This window comes from Arthrobacter sp. IK3 (genome assembly GCF_051337705.1).
Taxonomy (GTDB): Bacteria; Actinomycetota; Actinomycetes; order Actinomycetales; family Micrococcaceae; genus Arthrobacter_B; species Arthrobacter_B koreensis.
This window is the reverse complement of the sequence record NZ_JBPPSW010000001.1, coordinates 525,200-546,150: the sequence shown is the minus strand read 5'-3', so window position 1 is coordinate 546,150 and position 20,951 is coordinate 525,200. Positions and strand designations below refer to the sequence as shown.

At 65.3% G+C, this 20,951-nt stretch carries 22 protein-coding genes; 7 read left to right on the top strand and 15 right to left on the bottom strand.

Translation table 11 applies throughout. The features are described from left to right. Nucleotides 1-1,503, bottom strand: a 1,503-nt coding sequence (locus ACSLGO_RS02635) for an ABC transporter family substrate-binding protein (RefSeq protein ID WP_436399816.1), incomplete at its 3' end; no start/stop codon positions are given. Between the two features lie 316 nt (nucleotides 1,504-1,819). Between ACSLGO_RS02635 and ACSLGO_RS02630 the strand changes: the two genes are divergently transcribed. Continuing rightward, nucleotides 1,820-2,431 (top strand): NAD(P)-dependent oxidoreductase, encoded by a 612-nt coding sequence (locus ACSLGO_RS02630; protein ID WP_436399815.1) that lies wholly within the window; start codon nucleotides 1,820-1,822, stop codon nucleotides 2,429-2,431. A gap of 97 nt (nucleotides 2,432-2,528) precedes the next feature. On the opposite strand, the gene ACSLGO_RS02625 is transcribed toward ACSLGO_RS02630, so the two are convergent. After that, entirely contained in the window at nucleotides 2,529-3,548 is a 1,020-nt protein-coding gene (locus ACSLGO_RS02625) for a hypothetical protein (RefSeq protein WP_436399814.1), read from the bottom strand. A gap of 91 nt (nucleotides 3,549-3,639) precedes the next feature. Between ACSLGO_RS02625 and ACSLGO_RS02620 the strand changes: the two genes are divergently transcribed. Beyond that, a complete protein-coding gene (locus ACSLGO_RS02620; RefSeq protein ID WP_277665053.1) occupies nucleotides 3,640-4,209 on the top strand; it encodes a TetR/AcrR family transcriptional regulator in 570 nt (189 codons plus the stop codon). Here ACSLGO_RS02620 and ACSLGO_RS02615 read toward each other — a convergent pair. From ACSLGO_RS02615 to ACSLGO_RS02605, 3 genes are all read right to left on the bottom strand, one after another. After that, on the bottom strand, nucleotides 4,206-4,964 hold the full coding sequence (locus ACSLGO_RS02615) for a hypothetical protein (RefSeq protein WP_377955624.1): 759 nt from the start codon (nucleotides 4,962-4,964) through the stop codon (nucleotides 4,206-4,208). The genes ACSLGO_RS02620 and ACSLGO_RS02615 overlap by 4 nt on opposite strands. 70 nt (nucleotides 4,965-5,034) lie before the next feature. Further along, the gene (locus ACSLGO_RS02610; RefSeq protein ID WP_436399813.1) at nucleotides 5,035-6,168 is read right to left on the bottom strand and encodes a M24 family metallopeptidase; all 1,134 of its coding nucleotides are present in this window, start codon (nucleotides 6,166-6,168) and stop codon (nucleotides 5,035-5,037) included. Between the two features lie 35 nt (nucleotides 6,169-6,203). Next, nucleotides 6,204-6,761: a dihydrofolate reductase family protein gene (locus tag ACSLGO_RS02605; protein WP_387004332.1), complete on the bottom strand. Its 558-nt coding sequence runs from the start codon at nucleotides 6,759-6,761 to the stop codon at nucleotides 6,204-6,206. Between the two features lie 218 nt (nucleotides 6,762-6,979). On the opposite strand from ACSLGO_RS02605, the gene ACSLGO_RS02600 reads away from it, so the two are divergent. The 3 genes from ACSLGO_RS02600 (at nucleotide 6,980) to ACSLGO_RS02590 (ending at nucleotide 9,535) form a co-directional block, all read left to right on the top strand. After that, complete coding sequence (locus tag ACSLGO_RS02600; protein ID WP_387004329.1) at nucleotides 6,980-7,624, top strand: NAD(P)-dependent oxidoreductase; 645 nt, start codon at nucleotides 6,980-6,982, stop codon at nucleotides 7,622-7,624. A 196-nt stretch (nucleotides 7,625-7,820) separates the two neighbouring features. Beyond that, on the top strand, nucleotides 7,821-8,729 hold the full coding sequence (locus ACSLGO_RS02595; protein ID WP_436399812.1) for a DUF2268 domain-containing protein: 909 nt from the start codon (nucleotides 7,821-7,823) through the stop codon (nucleotides 8,727-8,729). 29 nt (nucleotides 8,730-8,758) lie between these two features. Further along, complete coding sequence (locus tag ACSLGO_RS02590) at nucleotides 8,759-9,535, top strand: MerR family transcriptional regulator (protein WP_386917614.1); 777 nt, start codon at nucleotides 8,759-8,761, stop codon at nucleotides 9,533-9,535. A gap of 9 nt (nucleotides 9,536-9,544) precedes the next feature. On the opposite strand, the gene ychF is transcribed toward ACSLGO_RS02590, so the two are convergent. The 3 genes from ychF to ACSLGO_RS02575 form a co-directional block, all read right to left on the bottom strand. Further along, nucleotides 9,545-10,630 (bottom strand): redox-regulated ATPase YchF, encoded by a 1,086-nt coding sequence (gene ychF, locus ACSLGO_RS02585; RefSeq protein WP_091602889.1) that lies wholly within the window; start codon nucleotides 10,628-10,630, stop codon nucleotides 9,545-9,547. Between the two features lie 144 nt (nucleotides 10,631-10,774). Next, nucleotides 10,775-11,848 carry a 4-hydroxy-3-methylbut-2-enyl diphosphate reductase gene (locus ACSLGO_RS02580; RefSeq protein WP_091602886.1) on the bottom strand — a complete coding sequence of 358 codons (1,074 nt, stop codon included), beginning with the start codon at nucleotides 11,846-11,848 and terminating at the stop codon, nucleotides 10,775-10,777. A 58-nt stretch (nucleotides 11,849-11,906) separates the two neighbouring features. Beyond that, nucleotides 11,907-12,731 carry a hypothetical protein gene (locus tag ACSLGO_RS02575; protein WP_436399811.1) on the bottom strand — a complete coding sequence of 275 codons (825 nt, stop codon included), beginning with the start codon at nucleotides 12,729-12,731 and terminating at the stop codon, nucleotides 11,907-11,909. A 184-nt stretch (nucleotides 12,732-12,915) separates the two neighbouring features. Between ACSLGO_RS02575 and xseA the strand changes: the two genes are divergently transcribed. Together xseA and ACSLGO_RS02565 are read left to right on the top strand one after the other, a co-directional pair. Beyond that, nucleotides 12,916-14,187 (top strand): exodeoxyribonuclease VII large subunit, encoded by a 1,272-nt coding sequence (xseA, locus tag ACSLGO_RS02570; protein WP_152273664.1) that lies wholly within the window; start codon nucleotides 12,916-12,918, stop codon nucleotides 14,185-14,187. Between the two features lie 26 nt (nucleotides 14,188-14,213). Beyond that, entirely contained in the window at nucleotides 14,214-14,438 is a 225-nt protein-coding gene (locus tag ACSLGO_RS02565; protein WP_325787057.1) for an exodeoxyribonuclease VII small subunit, read from the top strand. A gap of 36 nt (nucleotides 14,439-14,474) precedes the next feature. Here the strand turns inward: ACSLGO_RS02565 and ACSLGO_RS02560 are convergent, their stop codons facing one another. The 7 genes from ACSLGO_RS02560 to ACSLGO_RS02530 form a co-directional block, all read right to left on the bottom strand. Next, complete coding sequence (locus tag ACSLGO_RS02560; protein WP_091602874.1) at nucleotides 14,475-15,707, bottom strand: pyridoxal phosphate-dependent aminotransferase; 1,233 nt, start codon at nucleotides 15,705-15,707, stop codon at nucleotides 14,475-14,477. 138 nt (nucleotides 15,708-15,845) lie between these two features. Further along, complete coding sequence (locus ACSLGO_RS02555; RefSeq protein ID WP_091602871.1) at nucleotides 15,846-16,814, bottom strand: glycine betaine ABC transporter substrate-binding protein; 969 nt, start codon at nucleotides 16,812-16,814, stop codon at nucleotides 15,846-15,848. Beyond that, nucleotides 16,811-17,560: an ABC transporter permease gene (locus ACSLGO_RS02550; protein ID WP_386917618.1), complete on the bottom strand. Its 750-nt coding sequence runs from the start codon at nucleotides 17,558-17,560 to the stop codon at nucleotides 16,811-16,813. The genes ACSLGO_RS02555 and ACSLGO_RS02550 overlap by 4 nt, the downstream gene beginning before the upstream one ends. After that, entirely contained in the window at nucleotides 17,560-18,252 is a 693-nt protein-coding gene (locus ACSLGO_RS02545; protein WP_436399810.1) for an ABC transporter permease, read from the bottom strand. Before ACSLGO_RS02545 ends, ACSLGO_RS02550 begins: the two co-directional genes overlap by 1 nt. Before the next feature lie 2 nt (nucleotides 18,253-18,254). Further along, on the bottom strand, nucleotides 18,255-19,424 hold the full coding sequence (locus tag ACSLGO_RS02540; RefSeq protein ID WP_436399809.1) for an ABC transporter ATP-binding protein: 1,170 nt from the start codon (nucleotides 19,422-19,424) through the stop codon (nucleotides 18,255-18,257). Between the two features lie 126 nt (nucleotides 19,425-19,550). Further along, nucleotides 19,551-20,012 (bottom strand): NUDIX hydrolase, encoded by a 462-nt coding sequence (locus ACSLGO_RS02535; protein ID WP_091602866.1) that lies wholly within the window; start codon nucleotides 20,010-20,012, stop codon nucleotides 19,551-19,553. Next, nucleotides 20,009-20,932, bottom strand: a complete 924-nt coding sequence (locus ACSLGO_RS02530; RefSeq protein WP_152273669.1) for an N-acetylglucosamine kinase — start codon at nucleotides 20,930-20,932, stop codon at nucleotides 20,009-20,011. The genes ACSLGO_RS02535 and ACSLGO_RS02530 overlap by 4 nt, the downstream gene beginning before the upstream one ends. Nucleotides 20,933-20,951 lie beyond the last annotated feature (19 nt).

The following is a 20,951-nucleotide window of genomic DNA, read 5'->3' as shown; positions in this document are numbered from 1 at the left end:
AACACCCGAGTTGATCCAGCCGAAGATGGATGCGTCGTAGGTGCCGGTGCCCAGGGCGGAGCCCCAGTCAGAGGCGCCCAGGCCGCCGTCGACGACCTTGAAGCCGGCCTCGGAGGCGGACTGTGCAATCAGGGTGTAGGCGTCAGAGCGGTTGGGGTTGTCCTTGTTGTACATGATGCGTACTTCAGGGGTGGCACCAGCCAGCAGTTCCTTGGCGCCTTCAACGTCAACCTCGGCGAATTCGGAGGAGCCGTTGTTGGCTGCGGAGTCTTCGTAGCCGTCCTGGTCAGAGAGGAAGATCTCCGAGTCCAGCGGGGCTGCATCCGGGTTGAGCTTCTTCACGATCGAGTCAACGATCGCCTGGCGCGGGATGACCTTCATGAACGCGGTGCGCACATTCTGGTCAGCGAAGACGCCGGTGTAGTTAAGGTCAACGTGGTCGTAGGAGAGCTGGTTGCCGGAGTTGATGGTTACACCATCAATGGCTTCGAGCTGATCCACGGTGTCGGCCGAGGCCTGCGGAGCAATGATGTCCACTTCACCGTTCTTCAGAGCCTGGACCTGAGCGGGAGCATCGCCGATGTAGCGGACAATGATCTCGTCGATCTTGGGCTCGGGACCCCAGTTGTAGTCCTCGTTGCGGGTCAGGGTCATGGAGTTCTCGGGATCGATCGCCGAGACAATGAACGGACCGTTGGAGAGGTACAGGGAAGCGTCCGAGGGCAGGGACTTCGTGTCGAAGCCGGTGTTCCAGAAGTCGGCAACAGCCTTCAGCTCTTCGTTCACGGGAGCCGGGTTTGCCGGGTCGCCCGCGGGCGTGTTCTGGATCAGTTCGATCAGCGCGTCGCCGTCGGCCAGGCCGGCCTTCTCGGCAACAACGTGCGCCGGGGTCTGGACGCCGCCGTCGGTCATGGCACCAAAGGCAATTTCCCAGTCCGCGAAGGGCTCGGAGTAGGTCATGGTGATGGAGCGTCCGTCGTCGCCGATTTCGGGAACGTCGGTCAGGCTCAGTCCTGAGGTGTCGCCCGCGTAGTCGAAGTAGGTGGTACCGGAAACGGTCTCGCCCTCTTCGTTCAGGGTGGCGTCGTTGAAGTGGCCGGAGTTGACGGCCCAGAGGAGCATGAGGTCATCGGCGTCGACAGGCTCGCCGTCGGACCAGTTGACGCCCTCATTGACGGTGTACTTGACCGTCAGGGGATCGTCGGACACCTTTTCGTAGGTGCCGAAGTCTTCCAGCGGCTCAACCTTGAGTTCATCGGTGATGTAGTTGAACCCGGAGTGCGTGGCGTACGCGATCTTGCCGTTGATATCTACGTTGCCGTTCGCCGTGTTGCTGTTGAACGAGCTGAAGGCGTTAACCTCCACAACGCGGACAGAACCGCCGGTGCTCTCGCTGTCAGTTGAACCGCCGTCGGTGGTCCCCTGATTCGCTGCACAGGCGCTCAGCGCGAGGGCAGCTACAGCTGCCACACCCACTGCTTTGGAAATACGTGCAAAACGCATTCCGCCTCCTATTTCTCAGTGCGTCATTGTCTCCGGCGGGATTACCGGAATCACGGACAGCGCAGATCCTGCGTGCCTCGTCGCATATGACTAAGAGAGTAGACCGCGGACCGCTACCGGCCCGTAACTTGGTTCCCGACGCGACACGGTTGTTACACGTTTGCAACCTGAAAATTATCATTACGACAACTCCTCTGGTCTGATGCTATTGAAGGCGCTATTGTGCCCCCGCACACACTCGGGAAGGGCTTTCATCGGGCAGTAAAATTGCAGCTGGGACATGAACCGGTCCCCATCCACGTCCCGGAGGACTCTTGTGAAGCTCACGATTATTGGCGGCTCGAAGGGAACCGGCGCCCAGCTGGCATCCCTGGCACAGGCTGCGGGCCACGAAGTCACGGTGCTTTCCCGCAGTGGTCAGGGCCCCGGAGGCGTACGCCTGCTGACCGGGGACGCCGGAAGTCCGGCCGCCGCGGCGGCAGCCGTTGCCGGTGCGGACGCCGTCGTCGTTACGGTGGGCGGCTCGAAAGGGAACCCCAGGCACCGGGCAGCCGTCACGCGCACGGTCATTGATGCCATGAAGGAGCAGGGCGTGCAGCGGCTGATGGTCCAGTCTTCCCTGGGCGCCGGGGACTCCGGCTCCCTCATGCCGGCCCCGCTTCGGATAGCGATGAAAGTGGCACTGGCCAAGCCGCTCGCAGACCACAACGAGCAGGAAGCTGCCGTGCAGGGCTCCGGCCTGGACTGGACGATCGTGCGGCCAACGGGCCTGACCAACAAGGAACCGGCCGGTTCCTGGCAGGCCTTGGAAACCGGGGACAGCGGAACCCTCCGCGGCTCGATTCCCCGCGCCGATCTGGCCGAATGCATGCTTGGCCTGCTCGAAGATCCGGCTTCCATCGGCAAAGCCGTGGGCGTTAGCAGTTAGGCAGCCCGCCTGCCTGGGTTGGCGCCTGCCTGGGTAGGGCGCGGCCCGCTTGGCTTGGGGCAGACCCCTGTTCCCAGCTCAGGCGCAGCCCGCGTCCCTAGCCCGCCGCCGCCGACTGCGGCAGCGGTGTTTTCCCGGCCCGTGCATCCTTAATACGCGGGCCCGCGAACCACAGCGCGATCCCCGCGAGCACCCATACAGCCAGGGTCAGGGCGGCGCCTAATCCGCCGGCGCCGTCGAAATAAGCCACCGAGCGGACCAGCGTGCCTGCGGCTCCCGGCGGAAGCAGCTGTCCGATCAGTGCGACGCCGGCGGGGAGCCACTGGGCGCTGGTGGCTATGCCCGCAAACGGATTGCCCACAAACATCATGGACATGGCGGCAATGGTAAAGCCCTTGGTGCCGAAGCACTCGTTGAGGCCCGCCAGCGGCAGTGCCAGTGCAGCAATGCCGAGAGCGACGCTGGCGGCAACCGGGACCAGCGGGCCTTCGATGCTGCCGAAGAGGTATTTGAGGACAGCCGCAACGACGAATCCGCCGGCGACTGAAAAGCCGGTGAGGCCCGCGAAAATCCACCAGCGCTTGCCTGCGAGCATGGAGCGGAACGCCACTGCCGGCACGATGCCGCCGAACACCAGCGGGAAGGCAAGTCCGCCGATGCCAACACCGGTCGGGTCGGCCGAGGGCAGGGGAACGACGTCGATAATCTCGACGCTACGGTGCGTGCCTCCGGCTATGGCGGTCCCGACGTTGCTGATGGTTCCGGAGACTGCAGTCGATCCTGCACTTGCCACGTAGACCCTCATGTCCGGCGGCGAGAAGTCGATGCCTCCCACAATGCTGCGTTCGCGGATTGCCTGTTCCAGCTCTGGAGCACTGTTATAGGGCTCGACGACGAACGCACCCGGGGACTGTTCTTCCAGGGTTGCGGCAATCGACTCGGCCTGATGCTCGGCGCCTACCACGCCCAGGCCCAAGTCGCGGGGCCCGGAGAGGAGGGAGGGAGAGATGAAGAGCATCAGCAGGGCCAGGAGGATGACGGAGAGGCCGACGGTGAGCCCTGCCCAGATTGCTGCGTGCTTGCGGTGGGAACCCGTTTCCCGGGTTTCGGCGGTCATGGAGAATCCTTCTGTTGCGGAGGAATTTCCTCCGCTTCTACCGGAAGATATTCCTCCGGTTTAGACTGGGGGTCAAATTGAAGGAGAACGAATGAGGGCTGATGCCGCACGCCGAAGGCAGAACATCATTGAGCACGCCAAGCACGTCTTCGCGGAACGGGGCGGGGACGTCGCCCTCGAAGCCGTGGCGGCTGCCGGCGGCGTCGGCATCGCCACTCTGTACCGGAACTTCCCGTCCCGGGAGGACCTTGTCCGGGCCGTAGTCCAGGACATGGTGGAACAGATCATTGGCGCCGTGGAGCGGGCCCGGACAGGCCTGGATGCAGACCCGTCCGGTGCCTGGAAGAACCTGCTGTCCAGCCTGATGTCAATGAAGCTGGGGGCGCTGACGGACGGGCTGGCGCTCCAGGCAGGCGCCGCCCGGGATCTGGACTCCGCGCCCCTGGCACAGGTCCAGCAGCCTGCCCTGGATGCCCTCAACAATGTGCTTGCGGAACTCAGACGGCACCGGGCTGTTCGGGGGAACCTTACGGCGCTGGACGTGATTGTTGCCGTCGCGACCATCACCCGCCCCCAGGTCTCCCCTATCCGCGGCGCTGCCCCCGGTGTACCGGAGCAGCTTGCCGAGGCATACCTGCACTGGAGCCTGGGCGTGAGCTAGTCGGCCGGGCTGCTGTTCCGCGGGCCTGCCGTGCCGTTGGCCGACGGCATGTACCGCGAGCGGCCCTCCCAGCTTCCGTGCTCGGACAAAGGGCGAAAGCGCAGCGTAGTGAACTCGTGGTGGAAGTCCCGGCGTTCGCGTTCAGCCATCGCCCGTGCGTGGCGGCGTCCCGTCTTCCCGCCGTCCCGGCCGGACACCATTCCGGTCATGGCCCGGGTGCTGGTCCAGATGGAGAACGTGGAAACAGTCCGTGGCAGGCGGATGCCCGCCAGGGCGAGCGCTGCTTCCGGGTGGTCACGGATTTGGCTTTCCACCGGCCGCCCCCAGTGAATAAAGCGGGGCAGCTCTGGAAGGCGCAGCCGCGCGAGGGTTACTGCCACTACGGGCTCGTGCGGGTTGGCTGGTTCTGCCGATTCCGGCAAGCCGGAGAACTCGCAGACCGCACCCCAGCGGCGCAGGAACCTCATTCTGACGTGCCAGCCTTTCTCGAGCTTGCGGCCCAGCGGATTCTCCGCCAGGAAAGCGATCAGGGACTGTTCGTCCTCCCACTCCGCGAACACCGCAGTGCGCTTGAGCTGCATCCTGCGGGCCGAAACGATTGGTGCGCCCAGCTCCATGCCGGCGAACACCTCGCAGTGAACCAGTCCCTGCACTTTGGGCGGGCGCAGCAGGATTGCGGCGGCGGTAAGCCGCGGCAGGTGCGCGAGGTGGAACGAGAAAATGCTCATGCTGCCGGCCGTTGTTGTTTCCCCCATTCCCTGATCCTCACAGCAGCGGATTGTCAGGGTCAAACGGGTGCGGCCCGTAAGGCGGGACGATTGTCAGCTAATGGACGATCTGCATCCGGTGAGGAGTCTGGTTCAACCGCCGTCCACCGTCGGGGACGACGGTCACGATGTCCTCGATACGGACGCCAAACTGGCCCGGAAGGTAGATTCCGGGTTCGATCGAGAAGCACATGCCGGGTTCCAGGATCTGGGTTTCTCCCTCGACCATGTAAGGCGGCTCGTGCGTCGTCAGTCCGATTCCATGCCCGACGCGGTGAATAAAGTACTCGCCGTATCCGGCTTCAGTGATGACAGCCCGAGCAACCCGGTCGATCTCCTGGCATTCCACGCCGGGACGCACGGCCTCGAATGCTGCCTGCTGTGCCCGGCGTACGACGCCGTGTACTTCCCGTTCTTTGGCAGCTGGCTCCCCGACGTGAACGGTGCGTGTGGTGTCCGACCCGTAGCCGTCTTTGAGCCCGCCGAAATCGAGCACCACCATGTCCCCCTCCCCAATGATCCGGGGGCCGATTTCGTGGTGCGGGTTGGCGCCGTTTGGCCCGGAACCCACAACCGTGAAATCCACCTGTGAGTGGCCGAACCGGCGGAGCAGCCGGGCCAGCTCCGCCCCGACGTCGTTCTCGCTGCGCCCCGCGAACTGCACTTTCACGATCTCCTCATAGGCCAAATCAGCGGCCGCACCCGCCGCAGCCAGCCCGTCAATCTCATCAGCGTCCTTGATGGCCCGAAGCATGGGCAGCGCCGTGGTCATGGAGACATACGAGGCACCGGGCACGTGGTCCTGCAGCCCGAGCAGATGCATGGCCCAGGCGGAGTCGGAGATCGCATAACGGCCGTCTCTGCCCAGGAGGGAGGCCGCTGCGGCGTAGGGATCGCTTCCGTCGGTCCAGTCCACAATCCCAAGGTTGGAGCCGGCGGGGGCCGCTTCCGCGTCCGGCCGTTCGAGCTTCGGAACCAGCAGGCGGGGCTCACCATCTGCCGGTACCACCAGCATGGTGATGCGCTCGGTGATGGCAACAGGTGCATACCCGGTGAGGTACAGCAGGTCCGGGCCCGGAGTGACCAGGAGGCCGTCCAGTCCGGCTCTGCCGGCTGTTTCTGCTGCCCGCCGCAGCCGCTGCGCGAAATCATCGGCGGTAAACGGAGGCGGGCCGCCGGGTTGTTCACTCATGGACTCTTCCCTTCCTTTGGCTACTGCCGCTCCGCTCAGGCAGCCCGGCGGTAGTGTACGGAGACCGCCCCGTTGCCCATCGGTTCGGCAGAAATCAGTTCCAGGCGGCGAGTGCTGTCGAGAAGGCCTCCATAGAGGGTGGGGCCATGCCCGGTGATCATCGGGTGGACCAGGAACCTGTAGTCGTCAATGAGGTCCAGCCGGTCCAGCGCCGAGGCGAGTTTGCCGCTGCCAAGGAGGACGCCGTCGGGCGTTTGGTCTTTGAGCTCCTGCACCGCCGTGCCCAGGTCGCCTTCAAGCAGGTGGCTGTTGTTCCACGGGAAGTGGCTGCGCGTCGCCGACGCTACGTATTTGGGTTTGTCCTCCAGCGTCAGCGCCCACTCGCGGATTGTCGGCGGCGCCTCGACCTCTCCCCGTGCAACGAGCGGCCAGTAGCTCTCCATTAGCTCGTACGTGGTGCGGCCCCAGAGCATGGCTCCGGACTCGTCCAAAAGCCGGGTGTAATGCGTATGGGTCTCGTCGTCGGCGATTCCCTCCTGATGGTCTACGCAGCCGTCCAGGGTGACGTTGTAGCTGAAAGTCAGGGAGCCCATGGAGCGATTGTCCGGCTGCCCGGTCCCGGGGGCAATCCGTTTGCGGGATCGACCCGCCCATTCACTGCAAAGGCCGGTGGGGTGGGCCGGCGGCCGGCTGCGTTCCCGCCGGGCGGACGGTGCCGGATCGATACCGGGTTCGGGGAATAGGCGGGATCCGCAGCAGGTTCCATCTTCGCCGGGGCATCGCCGGCTCCCTACTGCAAGGAGAAACGCACATGGCACGAGTAGTTATCTTCGGCGGCACCGGTTATGCCGGCGGAAACATCGCCCGAGAGGCGGTCTCACGAGGGCACGAGGTGATCTCCTACTCCCGCAATGCACCGGAACAGCCGCTCCCCGGAGTCGAGTACCGCACCGGTTCCTTGGCTTCCCCGGACGTGGTCACCGCAGCAGCGGCCGACGCCGATGTCCTCGTTGTGGCTGTGCACGGAGCCGACGTCGACGGTGCTCCCCTCACAACGTATGTCCCGGCGTTGATCGACTCCGCGCGCTCCAACGGCGCGCGCCTTGCTTTCGTTGGCGGTGCGGGCTCCTCACTGGTCGCGGAAGGTGGTCCGCGGCTGGTCGACACTCCCGACTTCCTCGACGACTGGAAGCCCGAGGCCCTGTCCCATGCCGAGGTCCTTGAAGCAATGCGTCAGGCACCGGAGGACCTCGACTGGTTCTATGTGAGCCCGGCGGCCCTCTTCGGCGCTTTTGCACCGGGCGAAACCACCGGCTCTTACCGGACCGGCGGTGACGTCCTGGTGACCAAAGACGATGGTTCTTCGGAGATCTCCGGCACCGACTTCGCTCTCGCCTTCGTAGACGAAATCGACAACCACGCACACCCGCGGCAGCGGTTTACTGTGGGGCACTGACACCGCCCAGCAGGGAGTACCATCCTCCTGAGCGGCGAAGGCCCGGGATGCACAGCATCCCGGGCCTTCCTCACGCTATGGACGCTAGACGTCGAAGCGGAACTCGACGACGTTCCCAATTCGATACGGCCCCTGGAGATGTTCGTGCTTCCGGGGTTGGACCTTGCCGTAACGGCAAGGTTTACCGTCTCGTCTTATGACTGTTTCAGTGATCGACAGCGCAACGAGCATGCGCCGAGTGCTCGCGGCGGCCCCCGACGACCGTGCCGACTTGGTGCGCGACATCTGGTCTCCCCTGGCTGGGATGTACCACTTCATCCCGGGAGGGGTGGACATGGCCACGGTGCACCGCCAGAACTTCGGCTTCGATTGGAAGGGCACAATCGAACCCATCCAGGAAGGTCTCGAACGCCTCATCGAGGCAGACGCCTGGAACCGCATCGCCATGGCACTCGAATCCGGGGCCGCAGCACTCCGGGCAGCCGCCCCGGACATCGAGGTACCAGACCTCCAGGTGCTTCTCGTCTTGGGCGATCCCGCCAACGCGCACTTCTTCGACGAAGTCCAGGGACTGTCCGCATTCGGAGGAATCAGCGGTTACATCGCGATCACCGTCTGGCCTACGCCCCAGGTTCTGGAACGCCTCGAAGCGATTGCCGTCCATGAGCTGCACCACAATGTGCGGTACTCGCCGGGCGGTGTCGTATGGGATCCGATAACTGTCACCGTTGGCGAACAGGTCATCTCAGAAGGACTTGCAGACGTATTCGCTGCGGAACTATTCGGCGACCGGGGGTACACGCACTTCGTCAGCGAGAGCACTCACAATGACGACGATGTCCTTGCAAGGGTCGCAAGCGGGCTACACATCACAGGTATGCAGAACTTCACAGCGTGGGTGCATGGCGACGCGAGCGCACGTCTCCTCGGCGCAGCGCCAGCTGGGCTACCTACCGGCGCCGGCTACGCAGCCGGCATAAGACTGGTGCGCGCCTACCTCGATACTGTGGGAGCTACCGCGGCGCAGAGCATTGCCGCGCCAGCGGATGAGGTTTTGCGCGTCGCCGCGCCTCAGCTGGGCTTGGGCCTCAACCGGGAAGACTGAGGACTACGACAACGAACGGGAGGCAGTCCGTGGAGTGGACCGTGCGGGAGCTGGCTGAGCGCGCAGGCATCAGCGGGCGCACGCTGCGTCACTACCATCAGATCGGACTACTCGACCCCGACCGCGTCGGATCCAACGGTTATCGCTACTACGGGCTCGACGCGGTCTCCCGCCTACAGCGGATCCTCTTGCTGCGAGAGACGGGCATGCCCCTGTCGGATATCGCGGACGTACTGGATGCAGCCGCAACTCCTGAGGCCGAAATGGAAGCACTCACCGGGCATATGGAGCATCTCGCGAGGGAACGCGCCTCCCTGAATCGACGCATCAACGCGGTGGAACACACGTTGTCAATGCGTCGTGAAGGCCGCAAACCTCGCATGGATGTCATGCTCGAGGGGTTCAATGACCGATATGAGACTGAGGTTGTCAAGCGCTGGGGACGCGGCGCATTCGATGCATCGAATCAGTGGTGGCACGGTAAATCGATCCAGCAGCAGAAGGAGTGGAAGGCCAGAGCCGAGGCCCTACTGGCCCGGTGGCGTGTGATTCAGGAGGAAGGCGACGAACCAGACTCCGCCACAGCGCAAGATCACGCCGCAGCCCACATGGAGTGGTTCAGGGAGATCCCAGGAACTCCTACCCACGCGGGAGATACTGCGAAGTCTGTTGACATGGTCCGGGGCCTCGCAACTCAGTACGAGTCAAACCCTGACTTCCATGTCGTCTTCGGAACCGCGGAAGCCGCAAGGTTCGCTGCGAACGCGCTGCGACTTCACGTGGGAAACTCCGGTAAGCCCGGATGACCTCCAGCTCTACACGTTGAAGCGGAACTCCACCACGTCGCCGTCGGCCATCACGTAGTCCTTGCCTTCAATCCGGACCTTGCCGTGGGCCTTGGCCTCGGCCATTGAGCCGGCCTCAACCAGATCGTCGAAGGAGACAACTTCGGCCTTGATGAAGCCGCGCTGAAAGTCGGTGTGGATGACGCCGGCAGCCTGGGGGGCGGTGTCGCCGCGGTGGATGGTCCAGGCGCGGGTTTCCTTGGGACCGGCGGTGAGGTAGGTCTGCAGGCCGAGGGTGTGGAAACCAACGCGGGCCAGCTTGTCCAGGCCGGACTCTTCCTGTCCGCTCATCTCCAGCATTTCGCGGGCTTCTTCTTCGTCAAGCTCCACCAGGTCGGCTTCGAGCTTCGCGTCGAGGAAGATGGCGTCGGCGGGGGCAACGAGTTCGCGCAGCTCAGCCTGGCGGTCCGGGTTGGACAGCACGGCGTCGTCAACGTTGAAGACGTAGATGAACGGCTTGGCGGTCAGCAGGCTCAGTTCGCGCAGCTGGTCCATGTCCAGCTTGTCCTTCTCGATGGAGGAGAAGATCGTGTCTCCGCGCTCGAGCACAGCCTGGGCGGCCTGCATGGCAGCCAGCTGCGCGGCGTCGCGCTTCTTGATCTTGACTTCCTTCTCCACGCGCGGGATGGCCTTCTCCAGGGTCTGGAGGTCCGCGAGGATCAGTTCGGTGTTGATGGTCTCCATGTCCGAGCGGGGATCAACCTTGCCGTCCACATGGACAACGTCGGGATCGTCGAAGACGCGGATAACCTGGGCGATGGCCTCGGCTTCTCGGATGTTGGCGAGGAACTGGTTGCCCAGGCCTTCACCTTCGGAGGCACCCTTCACGATGCCGGCAATGTCCACAAAGGACACGGTTGCGGGCAGGATGCGGGCTGAACCGAAGATCTCGGCAAGCTTGGCAAGCCGCGGGTCCGGCAGGGATACGACGCCGACATTCGGCTCGATCGTAGCGAACGGGTAGTTCGCCGCCAGAACGTTGTTGCGGGTCAGCGCATTGAACAGGGTTGATTTGCCGACGTTGGGCAGGCCGACGATGCCAATAGTAAGAGCCACGGTAGAAATCTTACCGGGGCAGCCCGGCTGAGCCGAACCGGGGCGATTTCCGCGGCTCCCCCGCATCGACATGGCAGAAACTGCACGTTTCAGCTTCGATACGTGCAGTTTCTGTCATATGGATGGTGAGGGGAACGGGCGGACCTAGGAGCGGCGGCCACCGAGGCCCCGGGAGGAGTCCCCCATGGCCTTGAGCGTGGCGCGAATTTCCTTGGGCAGGGAGAAGATGATGTCCTCTTCCGCCGTCACCACTTCCTCCACGTCCCCGTAGCCGTATTCGGCCAGCAGGTTCAGCACGTCCTGGACCAGGTTCTCCGGAACGGAGGCACCGGATGTGACGCCCACGGTCGAGACGCCTTCGAACCATGACTCGTCCACCTGGTTGGCGAAGTCAACGCGGTAGGAGGCCTTGGCACCGTATTCCAGCGCCACCTCAACCAGCCGCACGGAGTTCGAGGAGTTGGCGGAACCAACCACAATCACCAGGTCCGCATCCGGCGCAATCTTCTTGATCGCGGCCTGGCGGTTGGAGGTGGCGTAGCAAATGTCGTCGCTGGGCGGATCCTGCAGGTTCGGGAACTTCTCCCGCAGCAGCTTCACCGTGGTCATGGTTTCGTCCACGGACAGTGTGGTCTGCGAAAGCCAGATGAGCTTATCCGGGTCCCGGACCTCGATCTTGTCTACGTCCTCGGGTCCGTTGACGATCTGCATGTGGTCCGGCGCCTCCCCGTAGGTGCCTTCGACTTCCTCGTGTCCCTCGTGTCCGATGAGCAGGATGTCGAAGTCATCCCGGGCAAAGCGCACGGCTTCCCGGTGGACCTTGGTCACCAGCGGGCAGGTGGCGTCGATGGTGCGCAGGCCGCGGTCCTCCGCGGACTGCACGACGGCGGGAGAGACGCCGTGGGCGGAGAAGATCAGCAGGGAGCCTTCCGGCACCTCGTCCGTCTCATCGACGAAGATGGCGCCGCGTTCTTCCAGCGTGCTGACGACGTGCAGGTTGTGCACGATCTGCTTGCGCACGTAGACGGGCGGGCCGTAGTGTTCCAGCGCCTTTTCGACGGCGATGACGGCACGGTCGACGCCGGCGCAGTAGCCTCGCGGCGCCGCGAGCAGGACCCGGCGCGCTCCGGACACCGGCGCAGCGGCAGCAACCTCTTCGGGGCTCCGGCGGCGGCGTGGCACGGTGGGCATCGGCACGGAAACGGCTGTGCTGGTCATGACTCCATGCTAGCCGGTAGGGGGACGGACCCCCGAGCCGGAACTGGCACGTCCGCTGTCAGCGCACATCCCGGCGGGATCCGGCCGCCAGGCGAAGCACCAGTCCCAGGACAAAGGCCACTCCCCCGCCGATCAGCAGCACCAGCAGCCAGGACTGGAAGCTCGCCTGCGCAAGAGGAACCAAACCGTCCACGAACGTCGAAGCTACCGGGTTCGCAGGCGTCTGTCCCTCCACAACCCGTCCGGCCGCTCCCGAGGCCAGCCACAGGACTCCGGCGAGCATAGCGAGGCCCGCACCGGTCAGCGCGAGCGTCGTGGAGCGGCGTCGTGCAACAAGCAGTCCGAGCAGGGCGGCGAGCACGGCAGCGGCGGCCAGCAGCGGCCAGGAATCGGCAAAGCGCACCAGGGTTTCAAGTTCTGCACTGCGGTCCTGGCCGGAAACCGTCAGCAGCCGCTCCCCTGCGTCAGCCGGTTCGGTACCGATTTCACCGGCGATCTGTGCGTTGACGAGGGTCAGGAGCGGGCCGAGGTCCAGGGTGGGCGTCCCGGAATCGAATGTAGCGGTGTGGGAACGCTCCAGCGTCTGGGTCCAGGCCTCGGGGTAGCCCGGCGCATCCTGGAACCCGGAAACCACCCGCTCAATGATTGGTTCGACCAGGGAAACCAGCCCGTCCGGCAGGCCGTCGGTCACCGCTGCACTCGCCTGGGACGCTACCGCTGTGGACAGCTGGGCCTGGAACGGTTCGTCTTCACCCAGCGGCTGGGCAAGCTGGGCGAATCCCTGCGCGGATACGACGTTCTGCGCCAGCCAGGCGCTGCCTACTGCGGCCCCGGAGAGCACGAGTGCTAGAAGGACCAGGATTGCCGAACCGAAAGTGCGCATAGTTTCCCAAATCTTTTCCGCGGAGCCGGGCAGCCCGGCAGGGACACAAGGGCCTGGCCCGAAGACCGTTGTCCACGGTCCGGGAGCAGCGGACACGATGTGTCCCAGGCACCTGATAGACAATAACCTTAGGACCGGCGCCGCAAAGGACCGGCCTGGCGCTGGACCAACAGGAGTTCGAAACATGCAGAATGCCGCAGGAGCACAGGATCCGGACCAGACGGATACCGGAAACGCCCTCGCGCCCACGGCAGCCCTGACCTCCCCGGAGAATCCGTGGCCCCTGGCGCTGCTGTCCAAGAACCTGAAGGCCTACATTGATCGCGCACCGGCGGCGTGGGTTGAGGGCCAGGTCATTGAATTGAACCGCCGTTCGAATGCCTCCTTCATTACCCTGCGCGACGTCGATGCCGAGGTGTCCCTGTCCCTGACGGTGTGGAGCACGGTCATGAACCGCCTGGAGCTGCCACTGGAGCGCGGCGCCCGGGTGGTGGCACTGATCAAGCCGGACTTCTACGTGAAGACCGGCCGGCTGTCCATGCAGACCAGGGACATCCGGCCCGTGGGCCTGGGAGACCTGCTGGCCCGGATCGAACGCCTTCGCCAGGCACTCGCCGCCGAGGGTCTGTTCGCGGCAGCCCGCAAGCAGCGGCTGCCGCTGCTCCCCGGCCGGATTGGGCTCATCACGGGCCGTAACTCGGATGCCATGAAGGACGTCATGCGCAACGCTGCACTGCGCTGGCCCGCCGTTGAATTCGAGGTCCGGGAGGTTGCGGTCCAGGGCGTGAACGCCGTCGCCGAAGTGACCCGGGCCCTCGCTTCCCTCGATGCCATGCCGGAAGTGGACGTGATTGTCATTGCGCGCGGCGGCGGGTCTTTGGAGGACCTGCTGCCGTTCAGCCATGAAGATCTGATCCGGGCGGTTGCCGCTGCGCAGACTCCAGTGGTCAGCGCCATCGGCCACGAGGCTGACCGTCCGCTGCTGGACGAGGTAGCGGACCTCCGCGCGTCAACTCCCACGGACGCGGCGAAGCGCGTTGTGCCCGACGTCGGCGAGGAACTCTCGCGGATCGGCACGGCACGCTCGCAGCTGCGCCGGATCATGGAGCTCATGCTCAGCCGGGAAACAGACCGGCTGGCCCACATCCGCACCCGCCCGGTCCTCTCCGCCCCGGAAACCATGCTCGCTTCCCGGGCCGAGGACGTGGCACGGCTCCGGGACCGTGCGTTCTCGGCGATGCGGTCCGAGGTCCGGCGCGATGCAGACAAGATCAGCTACCTCCGCGCGCAGGTCCGCTCACTCTCACCGCAGAAGACCCTGGACCGGGGCTACGCCGTGGTGCAGCTCGCAGACGGCTCCGTTGTCCGGGACGCCGCGGAAGTTGAGACCGACGCCCAGCTGCGCATCCGGGTGGCCGCCGGGGAGCTCGGCGCCGTTGCCACCGGACACCGCTAACCGACTTTCCATTGGAGGAGAACACCATGAATGAAGCAGCAGCACTCCCGGCCGACATCGAGGCCATGAGCTACGAGCAGGCACGCGACGAGCTCGTGGCCGTGGTAACCCGGCTGGAGGCCGGCGGAGCGAGTCTCGAGGAGTCACTCGCTCTCTGGGAGCGGGGTGAGGCGCTGGCCACCCGCTGCGATTCCTGGCTCGAGGGCGCCCGGGAGCGCCTCGAGGCTGCCCGCGCAGCCCGCGAAGCCTGACGTCCTGCTGCCGCGGGGCGGCAGCAGGACCGAAGGTTACGGCTTGGAGGTACCGGGCTTGTAGGTGCTAAGGAACTCCGCCAGGCGGGAGATGGCGTCCTCGATGTCCTCGAGTGCCGGAAGCGTCACCATCCGGAAATGGTCAGGACGGATCCAGTTGAACGCCGTGCCGTGCGAGACCAGGATCTTCTGCTGCTTGAGCAGGTCCAGCGCGAACATCTCGTCGGATTCGATCGGGTAGGCCTCGGGATCCAGCTTCGGGAAGAGGTACAGCGCACCCTCGGCGTTTTCGACGCTGACGCCCGGAATGTCATTGAGCATCTTGTAGGCAAGATCGCGCTGCGCCTTAAGCCGGCCGCCGGGCAGGATCAGGTCGTTGATGCTCTGGTAGCCGCCAAGCGCGGTCTGGATGGCGTGCTGGGCCGGAACGTTGGCGCACAGGCGCATGTTGGCCAGCAGGTTGATGCCCTCGATGTAGTCCGCGGCCGCACGCTTCGGGCCGGAAATCGTCATCCAGCCGCTGCGGAACCCGGCAATCCGGTAGGCCTTGGACAGGCCGCTGAAAGTCAGGCAAAGGACGTCGTCCCCGGTGAGGGAGGCCGCGTTGATGTGCACCGCGCCGTCGTACAGGATCTTTTCGTAGATCTCATCGGCAAAGATGATCAGGCCGTGCTTCCGGGCCAGGTCCACGATCTGGCGCAGCACGTGTTCGGGGTACACCGCACCGGTGGGGTTGTTCGGGTTGATGAGCACAATGCCCTTGGTGCGCGGCGTGATCCGCTCTTCCATGTCGGCGATGTCCGGCCACCAGTGGTTCTCCTCGTCGCAGAGGTAGTGCACGGCGGTGCCGCCGGCCAGGGACACCGAGGCGGTCCACAGCGGGTAGTCCGGGGTTGGCACCAGGATTTCGTCGCCGGTGTCCAGCAGCGCCTGCAGGGACATCGTGATCAGTTCGCTGACGCCGTTGCCCAGGTACACGTCATCGACGTCGATGTTCTGGATGCCGCGGCCCTGGTAGTACTGGACAACGGCCGTGCGTGCGGAGAAGATGCCGCGGGAATCGCTGTACCCCTGGGCTGTGGGCAGGTGGCGGATCATGTCCACCAGGATCGCTTCCGGCGCCTCGAACCCGAACGGGGCGGGGTTGCCGATGTTGAGCTTCAGGATTCGCTGTCCCGCCGCCTCCATGCGCTGCGCGTGCTCAAGGAGCGGCCCGCGGATGTCATAGAGGACGTTATGGAGCTTTTGGGACTGGGTGAATTCGGCCATCTACACAGAATGCCATAACCGCCTCCGTCCCTCCCCAACCACTACGCCGAGAGGCCAGTTACGGCTCCTTTCGCGGACGATTGGAGCCGTAACTGGCCTCTCGGTGGAAGTGAGGGACCTATCCGGGACGGAAGAACCCTAGGCGAGGCCCTTTTCTTCCAGCCAGGCCTTGGCCGCGTCCTTGGGATCCTGCTTCTGGTCCCCGGAGACTGCCTGGTTCAGGGAGATCAGGTCTTCGGTGGTCAGCACAGCGGAGATGCTGTTGAGCACGTCCTGGGCTTCGGAGCTGACGGCATCCAGGTTGACCAGCGGGACAACCTGCTGGGCGATGAAGTTGTTCTTCGGGTCCTCGAGCACTACCAGGGAGTTCTCCTCGATGGAGGGCGTGGTGGTGTAGATGTCAGCTGCCTGGACCTTATCGGTCAGCAGTGCCTGCAGGGTGGCCTCGCCGCCGCCGTCGTTGATGGCTTCGAAGCCGGCCGGCTCGCAGCCGTACTTTTCCTTCAGGCCGGGCAGGCCGTAGGCGCGTTCCTGGAAGGTGGTGGGTGCGCCGATGGTGATTTCTCCGCAGACCTTGGCCAGATCCTCCAGGGAGGTCAGGCTGTACTTCTCGGCGGTCGCCTGCGTGACTACCAGGGCATCCTTGCTTTCAGCCTTGGCGGGGTCCAGCACCGCAATGTTCATGTCCGGCGACTCTTCCTTCAAGGCATCCGGAAGCGCGTCCATGATCTCTTCGGCGGACTGTGCAGTGGCTTCGGTGTCCGCGAAGAGCAGCAGGTTTCCGGTGTAGTCCGGAATGACCTGGACGGATCCGTCTTCCAGTGCACGGTAGTAGATCTCGCGTGAACCGATGCCGGGCTGCGTGCTGGCCTGGATGCCTTCGGCGTTCAGGGCGCCGGCGTAGATCTCGGCGATGATCTGGGATTCGGGGAAGTCGGCCGAACCCACAACCAGGGTCGCCGAGTCTTCGACGCCGGTGGGCGCGGAGGATGACTCAACGCTCTGCGGATCCGAATTGGCGCCGCATGCGGCGAGCATCAGGACCGTGGTGAGGCCTGCGGCACCGGTGAGGGTTTTCCGGGTGCCCGGACGGGTAAGAGTTCTCATGCTGTTGTTCCTTCTGCGAGGCCGGCAGGGGATGGCTGACGGCGGCGGTGGTTGGCCGGTTTCCGGGTTCTGCTGCGCAGCCCCGGCGAAAGAGCGAGGCGCTGGACGGCCGCCAGCACCAAATCAACGGCGAGGGCCAGCAGCGCGATCAGCAGCGCGCCTCCGAAGAGGCGCCCGTTGTCCCGCAGCTGGGTTCCCTCGATCAGGTACACGCCCAGCCCGCCCAGGGAGATGAACGCGACCACCGAGACAGTGGCCAGCACCTGCAGCACGGCGGCGCGGAATCCGCCGAAGAGGACCTTGAATCCGTTGGGCAGTTCAACCCGGAAAAGGATCTGGAGCTCGGTCATGCCCATGGCCCGCGCTGCGTCCACGACGGTGCGGTCCACGGAAGAGATCCCGGCATAGACTCCTGCCAGCAGGGGCGGAATGGCCAGCAGCACCAGCGCCCAGATGGGCGGCATCAGCCCGATCCCGGCCAGCAGCACAAAGAGGAAAACCAGCCCCAGCGTTGGCAGGGCGCGCAGGATCCCCGCTCCGGAAACGACGACGACGCGCCCGCGGCCCGTGTGCCCGATGTAGAGTCCCAGCGGCACGGCAATCAGGGCGGCGATTCCGACGGCCAGCGCGGTGTAGCCAAGGTGCTCCAGGATCCGCTGCGGAATGCTGCCCGTGCCGGTCCAGGAACTCTCGGCGGTCAGCCACTCGAACATCTGGACCAGGACGTTGTCAGATGAGTAATCCATCAGCCGGCCGCCGTCCGTGCCTCAACCGTGTTGAGCGGCAGCTTTGGTCCGCCGCGCCTCACGGCCCGGCTCCAGGGGGTGAGGAGACGCTGGGCCAGCACCAGGACCAGGTCCAGCACGAGGGCCAGGAGCAGGATCAGCGCTATGCCGATCACGATTTCGGTGGGGAAGTTCCGGTACAGGCCGTCCATAAACAGCCGGCCGAGGCTGTCGATGCCCAACAGCGCTCCCACGCTCACCAGGGACATGTTGGACACCGAGATCACCCGCAGGCCGGCGAAGAGGACGGGCAGGGACAGCGGCAGGTCCACGGCGAAAAATCGCCGCAGCGGACGGTAGCCCATGGCCGTGGCGGCCTGCCGGACGTCGTCGTCCACCGAGTTCAACGCATCCACGGTGGAGCGCACCAGCAGGGCGACGGCGTAGATCGTGAGTGCCACCACCACGTTGGTGATGTCCAGGACCCGGGTTCCGAGGATCACCGGCAGCAGGACGAAGAGGGCCAGGGACGGAATCGTGTAGAGGATCGCCGAGGACCCCAGGATCGCTCCCCCGGCAAACCGGTGCAGCCGGGCGAACTGTGCCAGCGGCACGGCGATCAGCAGGCCCAGCAGCAGCGGCACCACGGCCTGGAACAGGTGCAGTGCGGTCAGCCGGGAGATCATCTCCGTGTTGGACCAGAACCAGTCCATGCTCAGACCGCCGAACCGTGCAGTGCCTTGCCGCGGCGCAGCCGGGCAGCCTCGATCAGTTCAAAGATTTCTCCGGCGCGGACAATGCCCGCGGCGGCTCCGTTGTCATCCACGACGACGCCGAGTCCCGACGGGGAGGACAGCGCCGCGTCGAGGGCGCTGCGCAGGCTCTCGCCACGGCGGTGGAGTGATCCGCCGGGCACCAGCTGGCCCGGTGAGGTGACCGTTTCCCGGCTGCTGGCCGGCACCCAGCCCAGCGGCCGTCCGCCGTCGTCAACCGCCAGCGCCCAGCCGCCCTGAACCGGAACGGCGGGATCCGCCAGCTCAGCCGGGTCCAGGGTTTGGACGGGATGCACAGGAACCCCTGCGCCGGGCTGGAAGCCCAGGTGCCGGAAACCGCGGTCCCGTCCCACGAAGCCGGCGACGAAGTCGTCAACCGGAGCGCGCAGGATTCCTTCCGGGCTGTCGTACTGGGCCAGGCGGCCGCCGACGGCGAAGACGGCGACCTTGTCGCCCAGGATTGTCGCTTCATCTATGTCATGGGTGACAAACACGATGGTCTTGGCGAGGTCCCGCTGCAGCCGCAGCAGCTCCTGCTGCAGTTCGCTGCGGACCACGGGGTCGACGGCGCTGAACGGTTCATCCATCAGCAGCACCGGAGGGTCCGCAGCCAGGGCGCGGGCCACACCTACGCGCTGCTGCTGGCCGCCGGAAAGCTGCGCGGGGTAGCGCTTGCCCATGGCTGGGTCCAGGCCCACGACGTCGAGCAGTTCCGCCGCCCGCTCACGGGCCCGCTTCCGCGGGACTCCGTTGAGGCGGGGGACGGTGGCAATGTTGTCCAGGACCGAGCGGTGCGGGAGCAGTCCCGAGGACTGCATGACGTATCCCATGGAGCGGCGCAGCGCGGAAGGCGTGATCCCCGCTGCGTCCTTGCCGTCAACATGGATGGTGCCGGATGTCGGTTCAACCATCCGGTTGATCATGCGCAGGGACGTCGTCTTGCCGCAGCCGGAAGGACCCACGAATACGGTGATGGCTCCCCTGGCGATGTCCAGGGAGAGATTCTCCACGGCGGCGGACTCCGTGTCCCCGTATGACTTGGTCACGCCGCGGAAGCGGATCATGGGCTCGGCGGAATCCTGCCGAGCCTCTGTGGCGTCCGGAATGGACATGGCTGCCTCCGTGGTTGGGTGCGACGGTCTCGCATACGGGCAAGAAACGGCAGTATGCTGACAAGCCGTGGAATTAAGCTATGTGGTTTCCGGCACCTGAGTCCAGCGGATGCTTGGTTTACGCCCCTAGCGTAGGGGCGCCGTACCGCCGTCGGGCGCGGCTTCGAGTAGTTTCAGCGCCACATCCACCAAACCCACCCTTTCCAGACCCGTCACTTCCGCAAGCGGGAACCAGGCTGCCTCGTCGGTACTGCCCGCCGCTTCGTTCACCAGGCTGCCTCCGGTAACCCGGGCCCGGTAGATCACCCGCAGCGCGTGGAGCATCCGTCCCTCACCGCGCATCCGGCGCTCGGCGGGAACAAAGTGGCTGTCCACACCCAGCAGGTCCTGCAGTTCCACGGTGAAGCCGGTTTCTTCGAGGACCTCGCGTACCGCAGCGGTGGGAGCGTCCTCTCCGTATTCGAGTCCGCCGCCGGGCAGCGTCCAGGCGGAGTTGCCGTGCTGGTTCCAGTGCGCAAGCAGGATCTGCCCGTCCCGGACCACTACGGCATAGGCGCCAACCCGGACATCGAAACCGCGCTCGCTCATGCTGTTTCGCCCTGCAGGAGGTACCGCACGCCGAATACGGGGTCCTGGCTGAGGAAGCGGATGTCGCCCAGTCCGCGGGCGGACAGGCCGGCCAGAAGCAGTTCCTGGAGCAGCGGCTGGTGCACCCCGATTCCGCCGCCCACCACCACCGGGCCGCTGATGCCCAGCCTCGCTGCGACGTCGGCCACCAGGGACGCGAGGTCGCGGGCGGCTGTGGCAATGATGCTGCGGCTGGGTGCGTGGCCCTCCTGGGCCGCGTCGAAGACCACCCGGGCCATGGAGGCCCAGTAGCGGCGGCCGGTGTCCGCATGGAACCGTGCAATCAGCGCGTCCGGGGCTTCGACGCCGACGGCGAGCAGCAGCTCTGCTGCCAACCGGTCCGGTTCCTGTCCCAGGTCATGCAGGCGCAGCGTGTGGCGGACGGCTTCCCGGCCAATCCAGTAGGCACTGCCTTCGTCTCCGAGGAGGTAGCCCCAGCCACCGGACCGTGCCTGCGTGCCGTCCGGTGCCATGCCCCAGGCAACGGATCCGGTTCCTGCTATGAGGCCGATCCCGTCCGGAGCTTCTCCGGCGGCGAGGATCAGGCGGGTGTCATGGACAACGGTCACGTCTGCTCCGGGGACGTGTTCCAGGATCAGTTCCCTGAGTGCGGCCGCATCCTGCTCCGTGTCCACTCCCCCGGACCCCGCAATGACGCGGGTGATGCCGTGGGTGCCCAGCGCAGCAAAAATCTCCGCCAGATTGCACCGCGCCTGCTCGCGTGAAACATTCTGGACGTTTGCGCTTCCACTGACCGCTTCTGCCACTGCGGCCTGTCCCTCCAGCCGGATTCCGTGGGTCTTGGTGCCGCCAATGTCGAGGCCGATCGCCGTGATGGACGTGCCGGGGCTGGGGCTGGATGCGCTGGTGCTCGATTGCATTCCTTTAGCCTACGCAGGT